This window comes from Pseudonocardia sp. N23 (assembly GCF_002583555.1).
Classification (GTDB): Bacteria; Actinomycetota; Actinomycetes; order Mycobacteriales; family Pseudonocardiaceae; genus Pseudonocardia.
On sequence record NZ_BEGX01000057.1, the window covers coordinates 113570 to 128278 of the forward strand.

The 14709-nt window shown below is 74.1% G+C and carries 14 protein-coding genes and 1 other RNA gene; 6 read left to right on the forward strand and 9 right to left on the reverse strand.

Going from position 1 to position 14709, the window contains the following annotated elements; genetic code table 11:
- Positions 1 to 21 precede the first annotated feature (21 nt).
- On the reverse strand, positions 22 to 1236 hold the full coding sequence (locus tag TOK_RS17290; RefSeq protein WP_098958908.1) for an FAD-dependent monooxygenase: 1215 nt from the start codon (positions 1234 to 1236) through the stop codon (positions 22 to 24).
- Positions 1237 to 1415: 179 nt separating this feature from the next.
- Between TOK_RS17290 and TOK_RS17295 the strand changes: the two genes are divergently transcribed.
- The gene (locus TOK_RS17295) at positions 1416 to 2342 is read left to right on the forward strand and encodes a TetR/AcrR family transcriptional regulator C-terminal domain-containing protein (RefSeq protein ID WP_098958909.1); all 927 of its coding nucleotides are present in this window, start codon (positions 1416 to 1418) and stop codon (positions 2340 to 2342) included.
- A 19-nt stretch (positions 2343 to 2361) separates the two neighbouring features.
- Here TOK_RS17295 and TOK_RS17300 read toward each other — a convergent pair whose 3' ends face one another.
- Positions 2362 to 2817: a MarR family winged helix-turn-helix transcriptional regulator gene (locus tag TOK_RS17300; RefSeq protein ID WP_172457613.1), complete on the reverse strand. Its 456-nt coding sequence runs from the start codon at positions 2815 to 2817 to the stop codon at positions 2362 to 2364.
- Positions 2818 to 3784: 967 nt separating this feature from the next.
- Here TOK_RS17300 and TOK_RS17305 point away from each other — a divergent pair.
- Both TOK_RS17305 and TOK_RS17310 read left to right on the forward strand, forming a co-directional pair.
- Positions 3785 to 4447, forward strand: a complete 663-nt coding sequence (locus TOK_RS17305) for an HAD-IA family hydrolase (protein ID WP_253258434.1) — start codon at positions 3785 to 3787, stop codon at positions 4445 to 4447.
- 91 nt (positions 4448 to 4538) lie between these two features.
- Positions 4539 to 5264, forward strand: a complete 726-nt coding sequence (locus tag TOK_RS17310; protein WP_098958911.1) for a hypothetical protein — start codon at positions 4539 to 4541, stop codon at positions 5262 to 5264.
- 5 nt (positions 5265 to 5269) lie between these two features.
- On the opposite strand, the gene TOK_RS17315 is transcribed toward TOK_RS17310, so the two are convergent.
- The gene (locus TOK_RS17315) at positions 5270 to 6487 is read right to left on the reverse strand and encodes a reverse transcriptase family protein (RefSeq protein ID WP_253258435.1); all 1218 of its coding nucleotides are present in this window, start codon (positions 6485 to 6487) and stop codon (positions 5270 to 5272) included.
- An 836-nt stretch (positions 6488 to 7323) separates the two neighbouring features.
- The gene (locus TOK_RS34165) at positions 7324 to 7533 is read right to left on the reverse strand and encodes a hypothetical protein (RefSeq protein WP_253258436.1); all 210 of its coding nucleotides are present in this window, start codon (positions 7531 to 7533) and stop codon (positions 7324 to 7326) included.
- Between the two features lie 95 nt (positions 7534 to 7628).
- On the opposite strand from TOK_RS34165, the gene TOK_RS34170 reads away from it, so the two are divergent.
- The gene (locus tag TOK_RS34170; RefSeq protein WP_253258437.1) at positions 7629 to 8015 is read left to right on the forward strand and encodes a TerD family protein; all 387 of its coding nucleotides are present in this window, start codon (positions 7629 to 7631) and stop codon (positions 8013 to 8015) included.
- A gap of 258 nt (positions 8016 to 8273) precedes the next feature.
- Here the strand turns inward: TOK_RS34170 and rnpB are convergent.
- Positions 8274 to 8672: RNase P RNA component class A (gene rnpB / locus TOK_RS17330), an RNA gene on the reverse strand.
- A 90-nt stretch (positions 8673 to 8762) separates the two neighbouring features.
- Here rnpB and TOK_RS17335 point away from each other — a divergent pair.
- On the forward strand, positions 8763 to 9524 hold the full coding sequence (locus TOK_RS17335) for a sulfite exporter TauE/SafE family protein (RefSeq protein WP_172457615.1): 762 nt from the start codon (positions 8763 to 8765) through the stop codon (positions 9522 to 9524).
- A gap of 49 nt (positions 9525 to 9573) precedes the next feature.
- On the forward strand, positions 9574 to 10848 hold the full coding sequence (locus TOK_RS17340; RefSeq protein WP_098958913.1) for an ArsB/NhaD family transporter: 1275 nt from the start codon (positions 9574 to 9576) through the stop codon (positions 10846 to 10848).
- Between the two features lie 199 nt (positions 10849 to 11047).
- On the opposite strand, the gene TOK_RS17345 is transcribed toward TOK_RS17340, so the two are convergent.
- Genes TOK_RS17345 through cobC form a run of 4 tightly spaced genes read right to left on the reverse strand, consistent with a single transcriptional unit; the run spans position 11048 to position 14683 of the window.
- The gene (locus TOK_RS17345) at positions 11048 to 11713 is read right to left on the reverse strand and encodes a histidine phosphatase family protein (protein WP_253258438.1); all 666 of its coding nucleotides are present in this window, start codon (positions 11711 to 11713) and stop codon (positions 11048 to 11050) included.
- The gene (locus TOK_RS17350) at positions 11710 to 12450 is read right to left on the reverse strand and encodes a zinc ribbon domain-containing protein (RefSeq protein ID WP_098958914.1); all 741 of its coding nucleotides are present in this window, start codon (positions 12448 to 12450) and stop codon (positions 11710 to 11712) included. Before TOK_RS17350 ends, TOK_RS17345 begins: the two co-directional genes overlap by 4 nt.
- Complete coding sequence (locus TOK_RS17355; protein WP_098958915.1) at positions 12447 to 13598, reverse strand: Nif3-like dinuclear metal center hexameric protein; 1152 nt, start codon at positions 13596 to 13598, stop codon at positions 12447 to 12449. The genes TOK_RS17350 and TOK_RS17355 overlap by 4 nt, the downstream gene beginning before the upstream one ends.
- Positions 13595 to 14683, reverse strand: coding sequence for an Rv2231c family pyridoxal phosphate-dependent protein CobC (gene cobC, locus TOK_RS17360; RefSeq protein WP_098958916.1), 1089 nt, complete (start codon positions 14681 to 14683; stop codon positions 13595 to 13597). The genes TOK_RS17355 and cobC overlap by 4 nt, the downstream gene beginning before the upstream one ends.
- Positions 14684 to 14709 lie beyond the last annotated feature (26 nt).

Below are 14709 nucleotides of genomic sequence, written 5' to 3' on the forward strand. Positions count from 1 at the left end.
ATAATGGACGTGACGGACGAGTCACAGCGGTGTCGAGGGGGCGACGAGGCCGCCGTAGTCCGGCAGGTCGATCCCGTCCGCGGCCGAGAAGATCCGCGCGGCCAGCAGCCGCAGCGGCCACCGTGTCATCCACCGCATCGACGCCCGCCCCACGGCGATCCGCGCCCGGCTCCTCGGCGCGAAACCCTCGGTGCCGCCGGGCGGGAGCTTGCGGGCCCGCACGGCATAGGGGCGCATCCGCTCCTCGTAGGCGGCGAGGGCCGCGGGACGGCTCTCCGGGTGCCGGACCAGCTCCCCCGCCAGGACATAGGCCGCGACGAGCGCGAGGCTCGTCCCCATCCCGGTCAGCGGCGACGGGCAGCACGCCGCGTCACCGAGGAGCACGACGCTCCCACGCGACCAGCAGTCGAGATGCACCTGGCCGATCGCCTCGACGTAGAAGTCGTCGGCGCCGTCCATGTCGTCGAGAACCTGCGGGACGACCCAGCCGGCGCCGGCCAGCGCCTCCCGCAGCAGCGCCCGGGACCGCTCCCGGGGGAGCCGGTGCACCGGTTCGCCGGTGTGCGCCGCAACCAGCGCCTTCGCCTGCCCGGCGACCCGGTCCGGCCGCAGCTCGACGACACCGCCGGGAACGTTGTGCATGGTGCACCAGCCGTCGAGGCCCACGCGGTCGGGCGTGGTGAAGAACGCCATCACCAGCCCGAGCGGGCGCACGAACTCCGACTCCGGCCCGAACGCCAGCGCCCGTACCCCCGAGTGCAGCCCGTCGGCGCCGACGACCAGCCCGAAGCGGCGCCGCTCACCGCTCGCGAACCGGACGTCGACACCGTCGGGGCCCTCGCCGAGGGCCGCGATCCGGTCGCCGAACAGGTACTCGACGTCGCCGCGCGTCGCGTCGAACAGCACCTCCGCGAGATCGCCGCGCATCACCTCGATCTCGGCGACGATCCCCTGCCCGCCGAAGGCCTCGACGGGCACCTCGGCGACGCGACGGCCCTGCTCGTCGACGTAGGCGAGGCCGCGTTCGTGCACGCAGCGGGCGCGGACCGCGTCGAGAAGACCCATCCGCTCGACGACCGTGCGGCCCGCGCCGCGCAGGTCGACCGTCTGCCCGCCCGGGCGCAGCGCGGGCGCCCGTTCGACGACGGTCACCCGGTAGCCGGCCCGGCTCAGCCAGAACGCCAGCGCCGGGCCCGCGATACTCGCTCCGGAGATCAGGACGTCGTTCTCGTGCACCGTAAGCCTCCTCGTCCGGCGGGCCTCGTCGACCCCCACGACGCAGGAACGTACGCCGTACAAGTGCACTGTCTCAAGGTGTTCGCGCTGGAAAACAGCAGCGTACTAGTGCACTATTTCGACGGTGGCGCGCCGACCGGCGCAGACAATGCTGTACTAGTGCACCTCAGGAGGTCGGGATGGCCGCGTCGTCGGCAGAGATCGCCGCACAGCTGCGGGCCCGCATCCGGTCGGGCGAGCTCGCCGCGGGTGCACGGGTGCCGTCGACGCGAGAGATCGTCCGCCGTCACGGCGTCGCGATGGCCACGGCCACCAAGGTGCTGACGGCGCTACGCCAGGAAGGACTCGTCGAGGCACGGCCCGGCGTCGGCACCGTCGTCGCCGGGGCGACCGCGCCCGTGCGCGGCACCCGGGCAGGCACCCCCACCGGCCGGACCACCGACGGAGCCCTCGACCGTCGGGCGATCGTCGCCGTCGCGGTCGCCGTGGCCGACGCCGAAGGTCTGGACGCGTTGTCGATGCGACGACTCGCGGCGGCCCTCGGGGTCGCGACGATGTCGCTCTACCACCACGTCGCCGACAAGGACGATCTCGTACTGGGGATGCTCGACCTCGCACTGGGCGAGATCCCCGTCCCGGCGACGGTCCCCGCGGACCTCCGCGCGGGCCTGGAGACGGGCGCGCGGCTCATGTGGACGGTCTTCCGCCGCCATCCCTGGGCCGCACCCGCGATGTCGCTCACCCGGCCGCAGGCGATTCCCAGCGGACTGCATTACACAGAATGGATGCTCGGCGTGCTCGACCACCGCGGCCTCGGCCACGACACGGCATTCACCGCGCACCTGACGTTGATCAACTACACGCGCGGGACCGCGGTGAACCTCGAACCGGAGCGCGTGGCGCAGGCCGAGACCGGCCTCGACAGCGAGGCCTGGATGGAAGCCAACGAGAACTCGCTGCGCGCGCTGCTCGACCGCGGCGACTTCCCGCGGTTCGCGCGGATGCTCGACGTCGAGTACGACCTCGACCTCGACGAGCTGTTCGAGTTCGGACTGCAGGCCCTGCTCGACGGGATGGTGCCGATGCTGGAGCGCGCGGCGACCTGACGGGTCGCCGCGGCGCGGGTCAGCGGTCGCGCACGGGCGCCGCACGGCGCCGCTTGCCCTCGTCGGAGTCGAGCTGCTGCTGGACCGAACGCAGCGAGTTGCCCAGCCGACGCATCGAGTCGGGGCTCAGCGATCCCACGACGAACGCCTCCTCGGCACCGAAGCGCGGGAACAGCTTGTCGACGAGCGCGCCACCCTCGGAGGTGAGCTCCACCAGCACCAGCCGGCCCTCGGACTCGTGGCCGCGGCGGGTGAGCAGGCCCCGGCGTTCGAGGGTGGCCAGCACCCCGCTCAGGGTGCTGCGGTTGACCCCGACCTCCTCGGCCAGGTACCGCGTCTGCATCTCACCGAAGAGCCAGAGGACCCACAGGACGAGGAAGCCCGTCCAGGTCAGTTCGCTGTCCTTGAGGACGCCCTGTTCGAGGTGATGCCGGATGCGCATCGCGACACGCTGGATCGACGCGATCGTCGTCATCGCCGCGACCGTCTCGGCCGACGTCTCACGCTCGGTGAGGATGTCCGCTGCCGACCTGTCGGCGGGGGGTTCCCCCGCGAGCGCAGGACCCGACCTCGAATCCGACCCGGGCCTCGCCCGCCGTTGAGAAGAACTGCCCGCCATGCCCGAATAATAACCACGAATCGTGTGGGTACGGTCGACCCGGTCCTCGACGACGCCCGTTTCGTGACGCACGGCTCAGGACGCGGGGCGCTGTTCCCGGACCCGGGTGCGAATCGGCGTCCAACCGTACTAACGCGGAATGGACTGGACGGTCGTCCAGCTATTGTCTGTGGATTTTATGATGATCGCTACGTGCAGTGAGGACGCCTTTACTCACGGCACGATCGTGCGCAACTCGCCAGGGTCCGAGCACGCAACGTCACTGCCGCCGCCACGTGGTGGCCCCGCTACAACCTCGATCGCGCCGGTCCCACGGACGCTCACCGGTCCGACGGTCCGACGGACGTCGCGAGCGACGGCGTGAACACGAGTCGAGTCGAGGTCGTGGGTTGGGACCGTCCGGACGCGCGGTGCACCCGAACGGTCCAGCACGTCCGGCCAGGATCAGCCTTCGGCGCCGTAACCATCCGAATCGTACCGTACAGTCGCACTACGCGATCGTTCTGCATACCTTCCGCCCGCACGGCCCACAGGCCCGTCGCCGCCGCTCGCCGTGATTCTCGGGCCGCCGAGCGTTCCCGGAGTGGACCGTTCGGCACCCGACCGTCGGTCGGGAGAAACTGTAGCGCGACGGCCGGGTCGTCCCGAACGGTGACCAGCCAATCACAATTCATCGACGATTCCGCCCGCTCCGTCCTGAGAATTCGATTAACGCGTCCTTGTGCGGGGGCGCAACCATTGACCGGGCGCGTGATCGTTCGGCGCCGCAGATCTCGCGACCGGGCGGGCACCCGCCCGACATCCGCGCCGTAGCCTTCCGCACGTGCCGATCACGCTCGACGCCCTGCTCGACCGCACCTTCGCCGCCGCACTGTTCGACATGGACGGCACGCTCGTCGACTCCACCCCCGCCGTCGTCCGCTGCTGGACCCGCTGGGCCCAGGAACACGGTGTTCCCGACGCCGCCCTCGTGAACACGCACGGCCGGCCCGCCGTCGAGATCATCGCCGACGTCCTTCCCCCCGACCGCGTCCCCGCCGCGCTCGCGCGCATCGTCGCCCTCGAGCTGGCGGACACCGACGGCGTCGTCCCCCTCCCCGGTGCCCTCGACGCCCTGCGCGCCACCGCCCCGGCAGCGATCGTCACCTCCTGCACCCGTGACCTGGCGCTGGCCCGCATCGCGGCCGCGGGCCTGCCCGTCCCGGCCGTGCTCGTCACCGCCGACGACGTCCGAGCCGGCAAGCCCGCTCCGGAGCCGTTCCTGCTCGCCGCCGACCGCCTCGGCGTCGACCCCACTGGCTGTCTCGTCGTCGAGGACGCCCCGGCCGGGCTGGCCGCCGGCCGGGCCGCGGGGGCGACCACGCTCGCCGTCGCCGGCACGCACGCCCTCGCCGACCTCACCGCCGACGCCCACGCCCCCGACCTGTCACACGTCCACTTCGTGATGAGCCCCACCGGAATCCGGGCCGCAGTCCGCGCCACCTGACCGTCACCCCACCCTCCCCCGGAGATCATCCGCAGGTCACGGCCGGTACCGGTGTCGGAGCGGCGCCGGCGACATGGTGAGATCGACGACGATGCTCCCCAAGCTCCGGAACGGCCCCGCGGCCGTCGGGGCGGCCGCGCTGGTCTCGGCGGCGGTCGCCGTCGGCGGTCTCATCGTGGCTGCGTCCGTCTCCTCTCCCGCTCCTCCCGACGAGCTGCCGCCCGCCGCGTCCGCCGTCTCCGTCGCGCCACCCACCTCCGCCCCGATCACCACTGTGCCGGAACAGGCGCCGACCACCACCGCGGACGCCGCCGAGACCGAGGACGCCCCGCAGCGCGGCCGCGCCACCGGCCCGATCCTCGTCGTCGGCGACTCCATCTCCCTGGGCAGCGCCGCGGCGATCAAGGCCGCCCTCGGCTCCGACACCACCGTCGACGCCGAGGTGGGACGGCAGTTCTCCACCGCACCCGCCAAGGTCCGGGCGTGGACGGCCCGCAACCCGGGCCCGATCGTCGTCGACCTCGGCGCCAACGGCACCGTCTCAGCCTCCGACGTCGACGCCGTCCTCACCGCCGCGGGTCAGCGCCCGGTCGTGCTCGTCGGCACCTTCGTCCCGCGGGTCTGGCAGAGCTCCAACAACGCGGTCCTGAAGTCGGCGGCGTCACGCCACGGGTCCAACGTCGTGTTCCTCGACTGGGCCGCCGCGGTCCGCGCCGCCGGGACCGGCGTCCTCGGCGCCGACCAGATCCACCCCACCCCCGCGGGCCGCACCGTGCTGGCCGAGGCGATCCGCGACGCACTGTCGCGGGCTGCCTGACCGTCTCAGTCCCAGCTGATCCCGCCGAAGAGCGCACGCAACCGCTCGGCCCGCGCCGGGCTGCCCGTCGCGACCCAGCCGATCCGGCCCAGCAGGTGCGCCCGGAAGTCCGGGTGGCCGTCGCGGTTCTGCGCGGCGGGCCCCGTCCGCGCGCAGTTGTGCAGCAGCGCCCGCAGCGCGTCGAACTCGCGACGCGACACCGCCGGCGTCTCGTTGACCACCAGCCCCACCACCCGCTGCCGGTGGTGCGCCGGCATCACCCGCGTCTTCGCCGGGCGGACGGCGAACCCCTCGTCGGCGGCGACGTCGCGCGCCCGGCGCAGCAACCCCTGCACCGGCAGGGTGGTGTCCCCGGAGAACACGAGGTCGTCGGCGTACCTGCCGTAGCGGGCGCCCGCGGCCGCGGCGAGCGCGGTCAACCTCCGGTCGAGACCGTGCGCGAGAACGTTCGCGACCGCCGGTGACGTCGGCGCCCCCTGCGGCAGGTGCGGGGCGCGCAGCCGGTCCCGGGTCGCGGCGTCGACGTGAGCAGGAGCTGCCCGCAGCACGCCCGGAGGAGTCGCCGTCACCAGCAGCCCCGCGAGCGTCCGCGCCACCGCGGCCGGATAGCCCGCCGTCGCCAGCAGGCCCGCGATCCGCGCCGGACCGATCCGGGTGAAGAAGCCCTCCACGTCGAGGCGCAGCACCAACGCCTGTCCCGCGTGCACGCGCGCGAGGGTCAGCGGTGAGCGGCCACGCACGTAGCCGTGCGCGGCGTCGTGCACCGGGATGTGCGCGAGCACGCGCCGCCCGACCCGACGCTGCAGCTCCGCGAGCCGCGGCTTCGGTGCCTCGATCAGCCGGCGGTCGTGCCAGCGCCTGCGGTAGTGCCCCAGCCGCCCGTCCGCGAGCCATCCGCGGGTGTCGGCGAACCAGTCGAGCTCGCCGTCGCGGAGGTCGAGCCCGGCCGCGAGCGCATCGACGTCCTCCCACCGCTGCACCGGCCAGCGCCACCGCGGCGGGGGCAGCGGGTCGAGCACGATACGCCGGCCCAGCGCCGTCGTGATGCCGGCGAGGATCTCGGCGTGCGTGACGCGTGGTGCGTCGGGCCAGCGCTCCAGCAGCCGGGCGGCGAGCTCCGGCGCTCGCTGCGCACCGACGATCTCGCGGACGGCCGCGGCGACGGCCCGCTCGCGCCACGGCACACGCAGGATCGCGACGAGCACCGCCTCCGGGTCGGTCACCGACGCGCCCCGGCGATGCGGCGGGGCACGGTCGACCTGGGTTCCTGTCCGCCGCGCGCAGACTCACGCGGGAGCAGTGACCGCACGCGCGGGACGCGATGGCCCGCTGAGGTGGTGCACCCCGGGGTTTCCCCGGAGCCGCGATCCGCGCCGCGGCGGCCGAAACCGCCGCGCCGGGCCGCCGACTCGTCCGCTCCCCGCCGCATCACGGCCACCGTAGCGCCGACGTCCGGCAGATCCGCGGAACCGTTCGGTGACGGATCAACTGCGGGGAGCGACCGTTCGGACGGAGATCATCCCGCCGCTCCCCGGCTGCCCGACGCACGAAGGACCCCCACGTGATCACCGCCCGGATCGAACGACTCCTCGACGCCGACCACGCGTGGGCGGTCGTGGACGTGGAGACGACCGGCCTGCACCCCGGCGGCAGCCGCGTGCTGAGCGTCGCCGCGATGGCGCTCGACGCCGCCGGCCGCCCTCCGGACCCGGCTTCTCCTCGCTCGTCGACCGGGCTGCGACCCGGGCCCCGTGCACGTCCACGGCCTCACCCCGAACGCCTCGCCGGAGCGCCGCGGTTCGAGAAGATAGCGCCGGACCTGCTGGAGGTGCTCGACAGAGGATCCTGCTCGCCCACAACGCCACCTTCGACCACGGCTTCCTCGCCGCAGAGACCGCCCGGGAGGGCATCGCGGTCGCCGACGAGGCCACCCTGGTGCGGCTGCTCGACGACGTCCGGCACACCCGTCGCACCGCCAGACCGAGCTGCCGCAGCACCGCGGCGAGGTCGCGCTGGGCATCACCCTGCCCGCGCCGACGCCGGAGGACCTCACCTCCACCTACGTCGGGCGGCACCGCTCCGACTCCCCCGGTGCCGGGCTCCCGGTGCTCACCCGCGGCGCGGTCATCGACCTGCCCGACGAGAACGTCTGGACCGTCGACGTCGCCTGGCGGGCCGACGCGCTCGTCACCGGCACCGACGCGGCGTCGTCGCCTTCCTCGTCGACGCCGACGACCGCGTCGTCGCCGACGAGGACTTCGTCTTCCACAACGCCCCGCTCAGCGAGCACGGCGCCGTCGCCCTCGCGGCCGACAGCGACAGCGACAGCGACAGCGACAGAGCACCCGCATCGACCCGTCCCTCGTGTCCGAGGAGCACAGCAAGATCGCGGCGACCGCCACCCTCGATGCCGCCACCACCGAGCGCACGATGCTGCTCGCGGAGGTGTACCGGCGCAACGGGGTCTGGTGGGTCCGCGCCATGGGGCAGGGTTACGACGACGGCCTCGCCGAGCTCGCCTTCCGGCACGCGGTGGCGGTCGAGGACCGAGCCGGGCATCGGCCCGCGGACGTGACCGGTCCGACGACGAAACGCAGCGCGACGGACTGGTTCCGCACTCCGGAGACCCCACCGACGCAGAAGGGCACACGTCCCGAGTCCGGTCACCTGCAGGACACATGCGCTGCGGCTCGACGCGTGGTCCGGTCCGATGTGCGGATGACGCGCGGCCGGCTCCTTGGGGCCCGGTGACACGGTGTTCGTCGGCCTGCAGGTCGCTGGGATGCCGATGGCCTTGCGGCAGGCCTCCGACAGCGAGCGCGGGACCGCCGAGCCGCCGTACTCGCTGCGAGCCGCCGGTTTCGGCGGCGCGACGTGCGCGAGAACCCGGCGCCGCATCGGATCGACGAGGTCGCCCACCACGAGGAACGGTTGCGTAGCGTCCATCTGAACGTGGTCCGGTCGGCGGATCCCGCCACCGGGTCACGATGCAGGGTGCTCCGGCTTGGGCGGACGAGTCGGTCTGTAAGCCGGATCCTGTTCCCGGGAGCCTCGCGGCCCTCCGTTCGGCGACCATCCATCTCGGTCCGCCGTCGCCGGCGGACTCTTGCGACCTACCCGCAGACTCGGACGGGCCGCCCTCGAACGTCTGCGCAGCCCCCTTGCGGGCGCCTTTTGGCCTTGCTCCGGGTGGGGTTTACCGAGCCACCCCGGTCACCCGGGGTGCTGGTGGTCTCTTACACCACCGTTTCACCCTTACCGCCGGCTCGCGCCGTCGGCGGTCTGTTCTCTGTGGCACTGTCCCGCGGGTCGCCCCGGGTTGCCGTTGACAACCACCCTGCCCTGCGGAGTCCGGACTTTCCTCGGCGACGATCCGGGGATCGTCGACGCGGTCGCCCGACCGACTCGTCCGCGTCGCGAATCCTACGGGCCGCCGGTGTGACGCGATCACCACGGGGTCGGCGCGCCGGATGCCGGTACGCGGATTACCGTCGCCCCGTGCTGCACCTGACCGCCGGAAGTCTGACGTTCCTGCTCGTGGCGGGGCTTGTCGCCGGCGCAGTCAACGCCATCGCGGGCGGCGGGTCGTTGCTGGTCTTCCCCGCCTTGTTGGCGGTGGGGCTGCCGCCGCTCAACGCGAACGTCACGAACTCGATCGCGCAGTGGCCCGGCTATCTCGGCAACGTGGTGGGCCAGCGGAGGGAGCTGGTCGGGCAGGGCCGGCGGATCGCGCTGACGTCCGGAGTCGCGGTGGCGGGCGCGGCGGTCGGCTGTGTGCTGCTGCTCCTGCTGCCGCAGAGCGTGTTCGACGCGGTCGTCCCGATCCTGGTGCTGCTCGCGAGCCTGGTGATGGCGATCGGGCCGTGGCTGAAGAAGAAGATCGGCACCCCGGACGCCGACGCGCCGGACCGCATGGGTGTGCTGCTGCCCGCGGTGTTCCTGGCCGCGGTCTACGGCGGCTACTTCGGTGGGGCGCTGGGCGTCATCCTGATCTCGACGCTGTCGCTGCTGGCCAACGACAAGCTGGTCCGGCTGAACGCGCTGAAAGGCCTGCTGTCGCTGATCGTCGCGACGGTGACGGTGCTGATCTTCTCGCTGCGCGCACCGGTCGAGTGGCCGGCGGTGGCACTGCTGGCGCCGGCGACGCTGGTCGGCGGGTTCCTGGGCGCCCGGATCGCGCGGCGGATGCCGGAGAACGTGCTGCGCTGGTGCGTCGTCCTGCTGGGGCTGGGCGTCGGCATCTGGCTGCTCCTCACGTAGATGGACGTGCCAGCGGTGATCGGCAGGCTGCGGTGACGGGCGGGCTCCGATGACGGGGGTCGTCGCGACCGTGGCCGCGGCGGCGCTGCTGGTCGTGGTGCTGGTCGCCGCGGCGGTGCGTCCGCGCGGGCTGCCGGAGGCGGCGGTCGCGATCCCGGCGGCGATGGTCGTCGTCGGGGCGGGCCTGCTGGCGTTGCCCGCGGCGGTGGCCGAGGTGGGCACGCTCGGGCCGACGGTCGGGTTCCTGGCGGCGATCCTGCTGCTGGGGCGCCTCGCCGAGGCGGAGGGCGTCTTCGACTGGCTCGGCGCCCGGCTCGCGACAGGCTCGCGCGGCCGTCCGACCCGGCTGCTCGGGCTGGTGTTCGTCGCCGCGTCGACGACGACGGTCGTGCTCAGCCTGGACGCGACGGTCGTGCTGCTCACGCCGGTCGTGCTGCTGACGGCGCGGCGCCTGAGCGTCCGCGCCCGCCCGCACGCGTACGCCTGCGGGCACCTGTCCAACTCGGCGTCGCTGCTGCTACCCGTCTCGAACCTGACGAACCTGCTGGCGTTCAGCGCGTCGGGCCTGCCGTTCCTGGGCTTCGCGGGGTTGATGGCGTTGCCGTGGCTGGCGGCGGTCGCGGTCGAGTACGGCGTGTTGCGCTGGTTCTTCCGGAACGACCTGCAGGCGCCCGCGTCCCCTGCCACACCATCACCGACGACGGAGGCTCCGCGCTTCGCGCTCGTCGTGCTCGGTCTGACGCTGGCCGGGTTCGCGGTGTCGTCGACGATCGGGCTCGAACCGGTGTGGGTCGCGGCCGCCGGGGCGGTGGTGCTCGCGGCCCGGTCGCTCACAGGCGGGCGCATCGACGTCACGGGCGTCGTCCGGGCGATCGACCCGCTGTTCTGCCTGTTCGTGCTGGCGCTGGGGATCGTCGTCGCGGCGGTCGGCGAGCACGGGCTGACGGATCTGCTCCGCGCCCTGGTCCCCGCGCCGGACGCCACGACCCTGCTCGCGCTGCTCGCGGTCGCGGGGATCGCGGCGGTGCTGGCGAACGTCGTCAACAACCTGCCGGCGACCTTGGTGCTGCTCGACGTCGTCGCCACCGCACCACCCGGCGTCCGCACCGGGCTGGTACTCGCGGTGCTGCTCGGGGTGAACATCGGCCCGAACCTGACCTTCGTCGGCTCGCTCGCGACGCTGCTGTGGCGGCAGGTGCTGGGGGCGCGCGACGATCAGGTGTCGACGGCCGAGTTCACCCGCCTCGGCGCCCTGACCGTCCCGCTCACCCTCGCCGCGGCGACGTGCGCACTCTGGTTGGGGCTGCAGGTCGCCGGCCTCTAGCTCCGTCGAGGTCCCGTCGGGCCGGACCCGGCGTCGCCGATGTCCGGCGGGGCCCGATCACAGGATCAGCGTCGGCGAGCGGGGCGCCCGACATGATCACCGGCCCTGGCTGGTCAGCGGCGTATCCGTCGCTCATCGGCCAGGAACGACGATCACGAGCTCAGCCGGCGTCCCGCCCGGGCATGTCCCGGAGGAGGCGTCAGGTGGGCAGGTGCGAGGTGTCGTTGACCAGCCGCACCGAGGTGCCGCCGTCGGGGTAGAAGTCCGCGATCGAGAGCGACGCGGTGTCCAGGTGCAGCCGGTAGAGGATCGACGGGCCCGCGCCGAGCGCCTGCTGCAGCAGCAGCTTGATCGGCGTGACGTGGCTGACGACGACGACCGTCGCCCCCGGGTACCCGGCGAGGATCGCGTCGCGCTCGACGGTCACCCGCTCCCCGACCTGCGCGAAGCTCTCCCCGCCGGGCGGGGCGACGTCCTGGCTGCCCAGCCAGCGGGCGTGGGCGTCGGGGTCGAGGTCGCGGGCCTGTGCGAAGGTCAGGCCGTCCCAGTCGCCGAAGTTCGTCTCGATCAGGCCGTCCCGGACGACGAGCGGTGCCCCGGTGGCCTCGGCGACGGCCTGCGCGGTGGCGCGGGTGCGGCGCAGCGGGGAGGTGAGGACGGCGGCGATCCCGGCGACGCCCCCGAGCCGGGCCGCGGCGCCGGCGACCTGGGCACGGCCGAGGTCGGTGAGCTCGGGGTCGCCGTGCCCGGAGTAGCGCCGCTCGACCGACAGCGGTGTCTGGCCGTGACGCAGGAGCAGCATCCGGGTGGGCGCGCCGACCTGCCCCGTCCAGGCGGCACTCGCCGCCGGGGCGGGCGACGTCACAGGCCGGACTCGGAGGTGCGGACCAGGATCGCCCCGCACTCCTCGCAGGTCACGACGTCGTCGGGTGCCGCGGCCCGGAGCTGGCTGATGAACGTCCGGTCGAGCTCGAGACGGCACGCGCCGCACCGACGTTCGCGCAGCAGCCCGGCCCCGACGCGGCCCTGGCTCCGGCGGGTCTCGTAGGCGGCGAGCACGTCGGCGCTGCCGATCTTCTCCACGACCTCGGTGCGGGCCCGCTGCCGGCCGCCCTCGGAGGCGGTGATGTCGGCGAGTGCGGTGTCGCGGCGGGCGGAGATGTCGGTCAGCTCCTGCTCGGAACGGGCCAGCGCGACGCGGGCGTGTTCGAGGTCGAGGCCGACGGCTTCGCGTTGCTCCATGATCTCGAGCTGCTCGTCCTCGAGGACGCTCTGCCGGCGGGCCAGGGTCTCGAGCTCGTGCTGCAGGTCGTTGGCCTGCTTCGCACCGACGCCGGCGGAGGCGAGCATCTGGTGGTCGCGGGTGGTGCGGGTGCGCACGCCCTCGACGTCGCGCTCGACGCGGCGGATGTCGCGGTCGAGATCGCCGGCGTTGGTCTCGATGCCAACCAGCTTGTCCTTGGCCGCCTGGACGGCCAGTTCGGCCGCGGCGTGCTCGCCGTCCTCTGGCAGGGTGCGGCGGCGGTGGGCGAGCCTGCCCAGCTCGGCGTCGACCTCCGCGAGTTCCAGCAGCCGACGTTGGTCGGCCGGGTCGGCCTTCATGTGGGGTTCCTTCCGATGGTCCACGGGTCGGTCCGCAACCGCGAGACGTGGACCTCGACGCTACCGCCTGACGCGGTGCGGACGACGTCCGCGGCCTGCGCACACCACGGCCACTCCGATGCCCAGTGTGCGACGTCGACGAGCGCGGGTCGCGCGGGGTGTGGTCCGGTCCCGGCAAGGACGTGTTCGGACGCGGGATGGTGGCGCAGGTCGGCGGTGACATAGGCGTCGACGCCGGCGGCCGCGGCGGCGTCCAGTGCGGAGTCGCCGGCGCCGCCGCACACTGCGACCCGGCGGATCATCCGGTCGGGGTCGCCCGCGGCGCGCACGCCCCATGCGGTGGCGGGCAGGGCGGCTGCAACCCGGTCGGTGAACGCGGACAACGGTTCCGCGGCGTCGAGCACCCCGATCCGGCCGAGCCCCAGGTGCGACGGCAGCTCCGCGAGCTCGAGGACGTCGTAGGCGGGTTCCTCGTAGGGGTGGGCGGCGAGCAGCGCGGCGACGACGGCGGCGCGGCGCCCCCGCGGCAGCACCATCTCGATGCGGGTCTCGGCGACGCGTTCGAGCCGCCCGACGGCCCCGATCGACGGGTCGGCGCCCTCGTGGGGCAGGAACTGGCCGGTGCCGGCCGTCGCGAAGGAGCAGTGGCTGTAGTCGCCGATCTGCCCGGCGCCGGCGTCGGAGAGCGCCTCGTGCACGGTGGAGAGCGCCGGCCCGGTCGGGACGAAGGCGACGATCTTGTCCAGCGACGGAGCGGGGGCGGCCTGCAGCGGCCCCTCGACGGTGAGCCCGATCGCGGCGGCGAGCGCGTCGGACACCCCGGGCGCAGCGGAGTCGGCGTTGGTGTGGGCGGTGAAGAGCCCGGCCCCGCCGCGGATCAGCCTGTGCAGCAACGCCCCCTTGGGGGTGTCGGCGCCGACACCGTGGACGCCGCGCAGCAGCAGCGGATGGTGGGTGACGAGCAGATCGGCCCCGGCGGCGAGGGCTTCGTCGACGGTCTCGGCGACCGGGTCGACCGCGATGTGGACGCGGCGGACCTCGTCGTCGGGATCACCGCAGACCAGCCCGACGGCGTCCCAGTCGGCGGCGAGGCCCGGCGGGTAGGCGGCCTCGAGGGCGGCGACGACGTCGCGCAGGCGCAGGCTCATGCCGCCGCCTCCGTGACGTCGGCGAGCGCCTCGCGCAGGGCGGCGGCCAGCAGGGCTGCAACGCGCGGTTCGCGGACGGCGACGCGGACGTGGTCGGGTCCGAGCCCGGGGAAGGTGTCGCCGCGGCGGACGGCGATCCCACCGGCGCGCAGCCGGGCCCGCACGACGGGGCCGGTCCCGGGCGGGAGGGTGAGCAGCAGGTAGGGCGCGACGCCGGGCTGGACGTGCACGCCCGGGACGGCGGCGAGCGCGGCGGCCTGGCCGGTGCGCCAGCCGGCCAGCCGGGCGGCGGCGTCGGCGGCGAGGGCCACCGCACCGGGTTCGCTGCATGCCGCGACTGCCTCCAGCACCAGCGTGCCGACGGGCCAGTGCGGCCGCCCGACCACGAGCCGGGCGAGCAGGTCGGGGGCGGCGAGGGCGTAGCCGGCGCGCAGCCCGGCGAGCGCCCAGGTCTTGGTGAGGCTGCGCAGCACCAGCAGCCCGGGCACCGACGCATCGCCGGCGAGGGACTCCGGTTCGCCGGGGACGGCGTCGGCGAACGCCTCGTCGACGACGAGCACGCGGCCCGGCCGGGCCAACGCGCGCAGCGTGTCGGCGGGGTGCGCGACACCCGTCGGGTTGGTCGGGTTGCCGACGACGACGAGGTCCGCGTCGGCGGGTACGGCGGCGGGGTCGAGGCGGTGCCCGGTGGCGGCGTCGGTGAGCACCCGGACGACGGGGACGCCCGCGTCGCGCAGCACGGCCTCCGGCTCGGTGAACCCGGGGTGCACGACGGCGGCGCGGGTGGGGTGCAGCCGGGGCAGCATCGCGAACCCCTCCGCGCTGCCGGCGAGGACGAGGACGTCGGCGGCGTCCCGGCCGTGCCGCCCGGCGACGGCCTCACGGGCCGCGGCGTCGTGGGCGCCCGACGGGTAGGCGGCGAGGTCGTCGACAGCGGCGGTGAGCCGGTCGCGCAGCCAGCGCGGTGGCGCGTCGCCCTGCACGTTCACGGCCAGGTCGAGGAGACCGGGCTCGGTGTCGACGTCGCCGTGGTGACGCAACGGGTCCGCGGGCGCCGGGCCGGGGTCGTCGTGGTCTCGCACCATGGGATGCCACCCTACGGTGATCGGTC

Bases quoted from the DNA above. Each gene is read 5' to 3' on its own strand.
- cobC (WP_098958916.1), bottom strand. From the start codon at position 14,683: ATGGTGCGAGACCACGACGACCCCGGCCCGGCGCCCGCGGACCCGTTG.
- TOK_RS17295 (WP_098958909.1), top strand. From the start codon at position 1,416: ATGGCCGCGTCGTCGGCAGAGATCGCCGCACAGCTGCGGGCCCGCATC.
- TOK_RS17350 (WP_098958914.1), bottom strand. From the start codon at position 12,450: ATGAAGGCCGACCCGGCCGACCAACGTCGGCTGCTGGAACTCGCGGAG.
- TOK_RS17310 (WP_098958911.1), top strand. From the start codon at position 4,539: ATGCTCCCCAAGCTCCGGAACGGCCCCGCGGCCGTCGGGGCGGCCGCG.
- TOK_RS17355 (WP_098958915.1), bottom strand. From the start codon at position 13,598: ATGAGCCTGCGCCTGCGCGACGTCGTCGCCGCCCTCGAGGCCGCCTAC.
- TOK_RS17300 (WP_172457613.1), bottom strand. From the start codon at position 2,817: ATGACGACGATCGCGTCGATCCAGCGTGTCGCGATGCGCATCCGGCAT.
- TOK_RS17340 (WP_098958913.1), top strand. From the start codon at position 9,574: ATGACGGGGGTCGTCGCGACCGTGGCCGCGGCGGCGCTGCTGGTCGTG.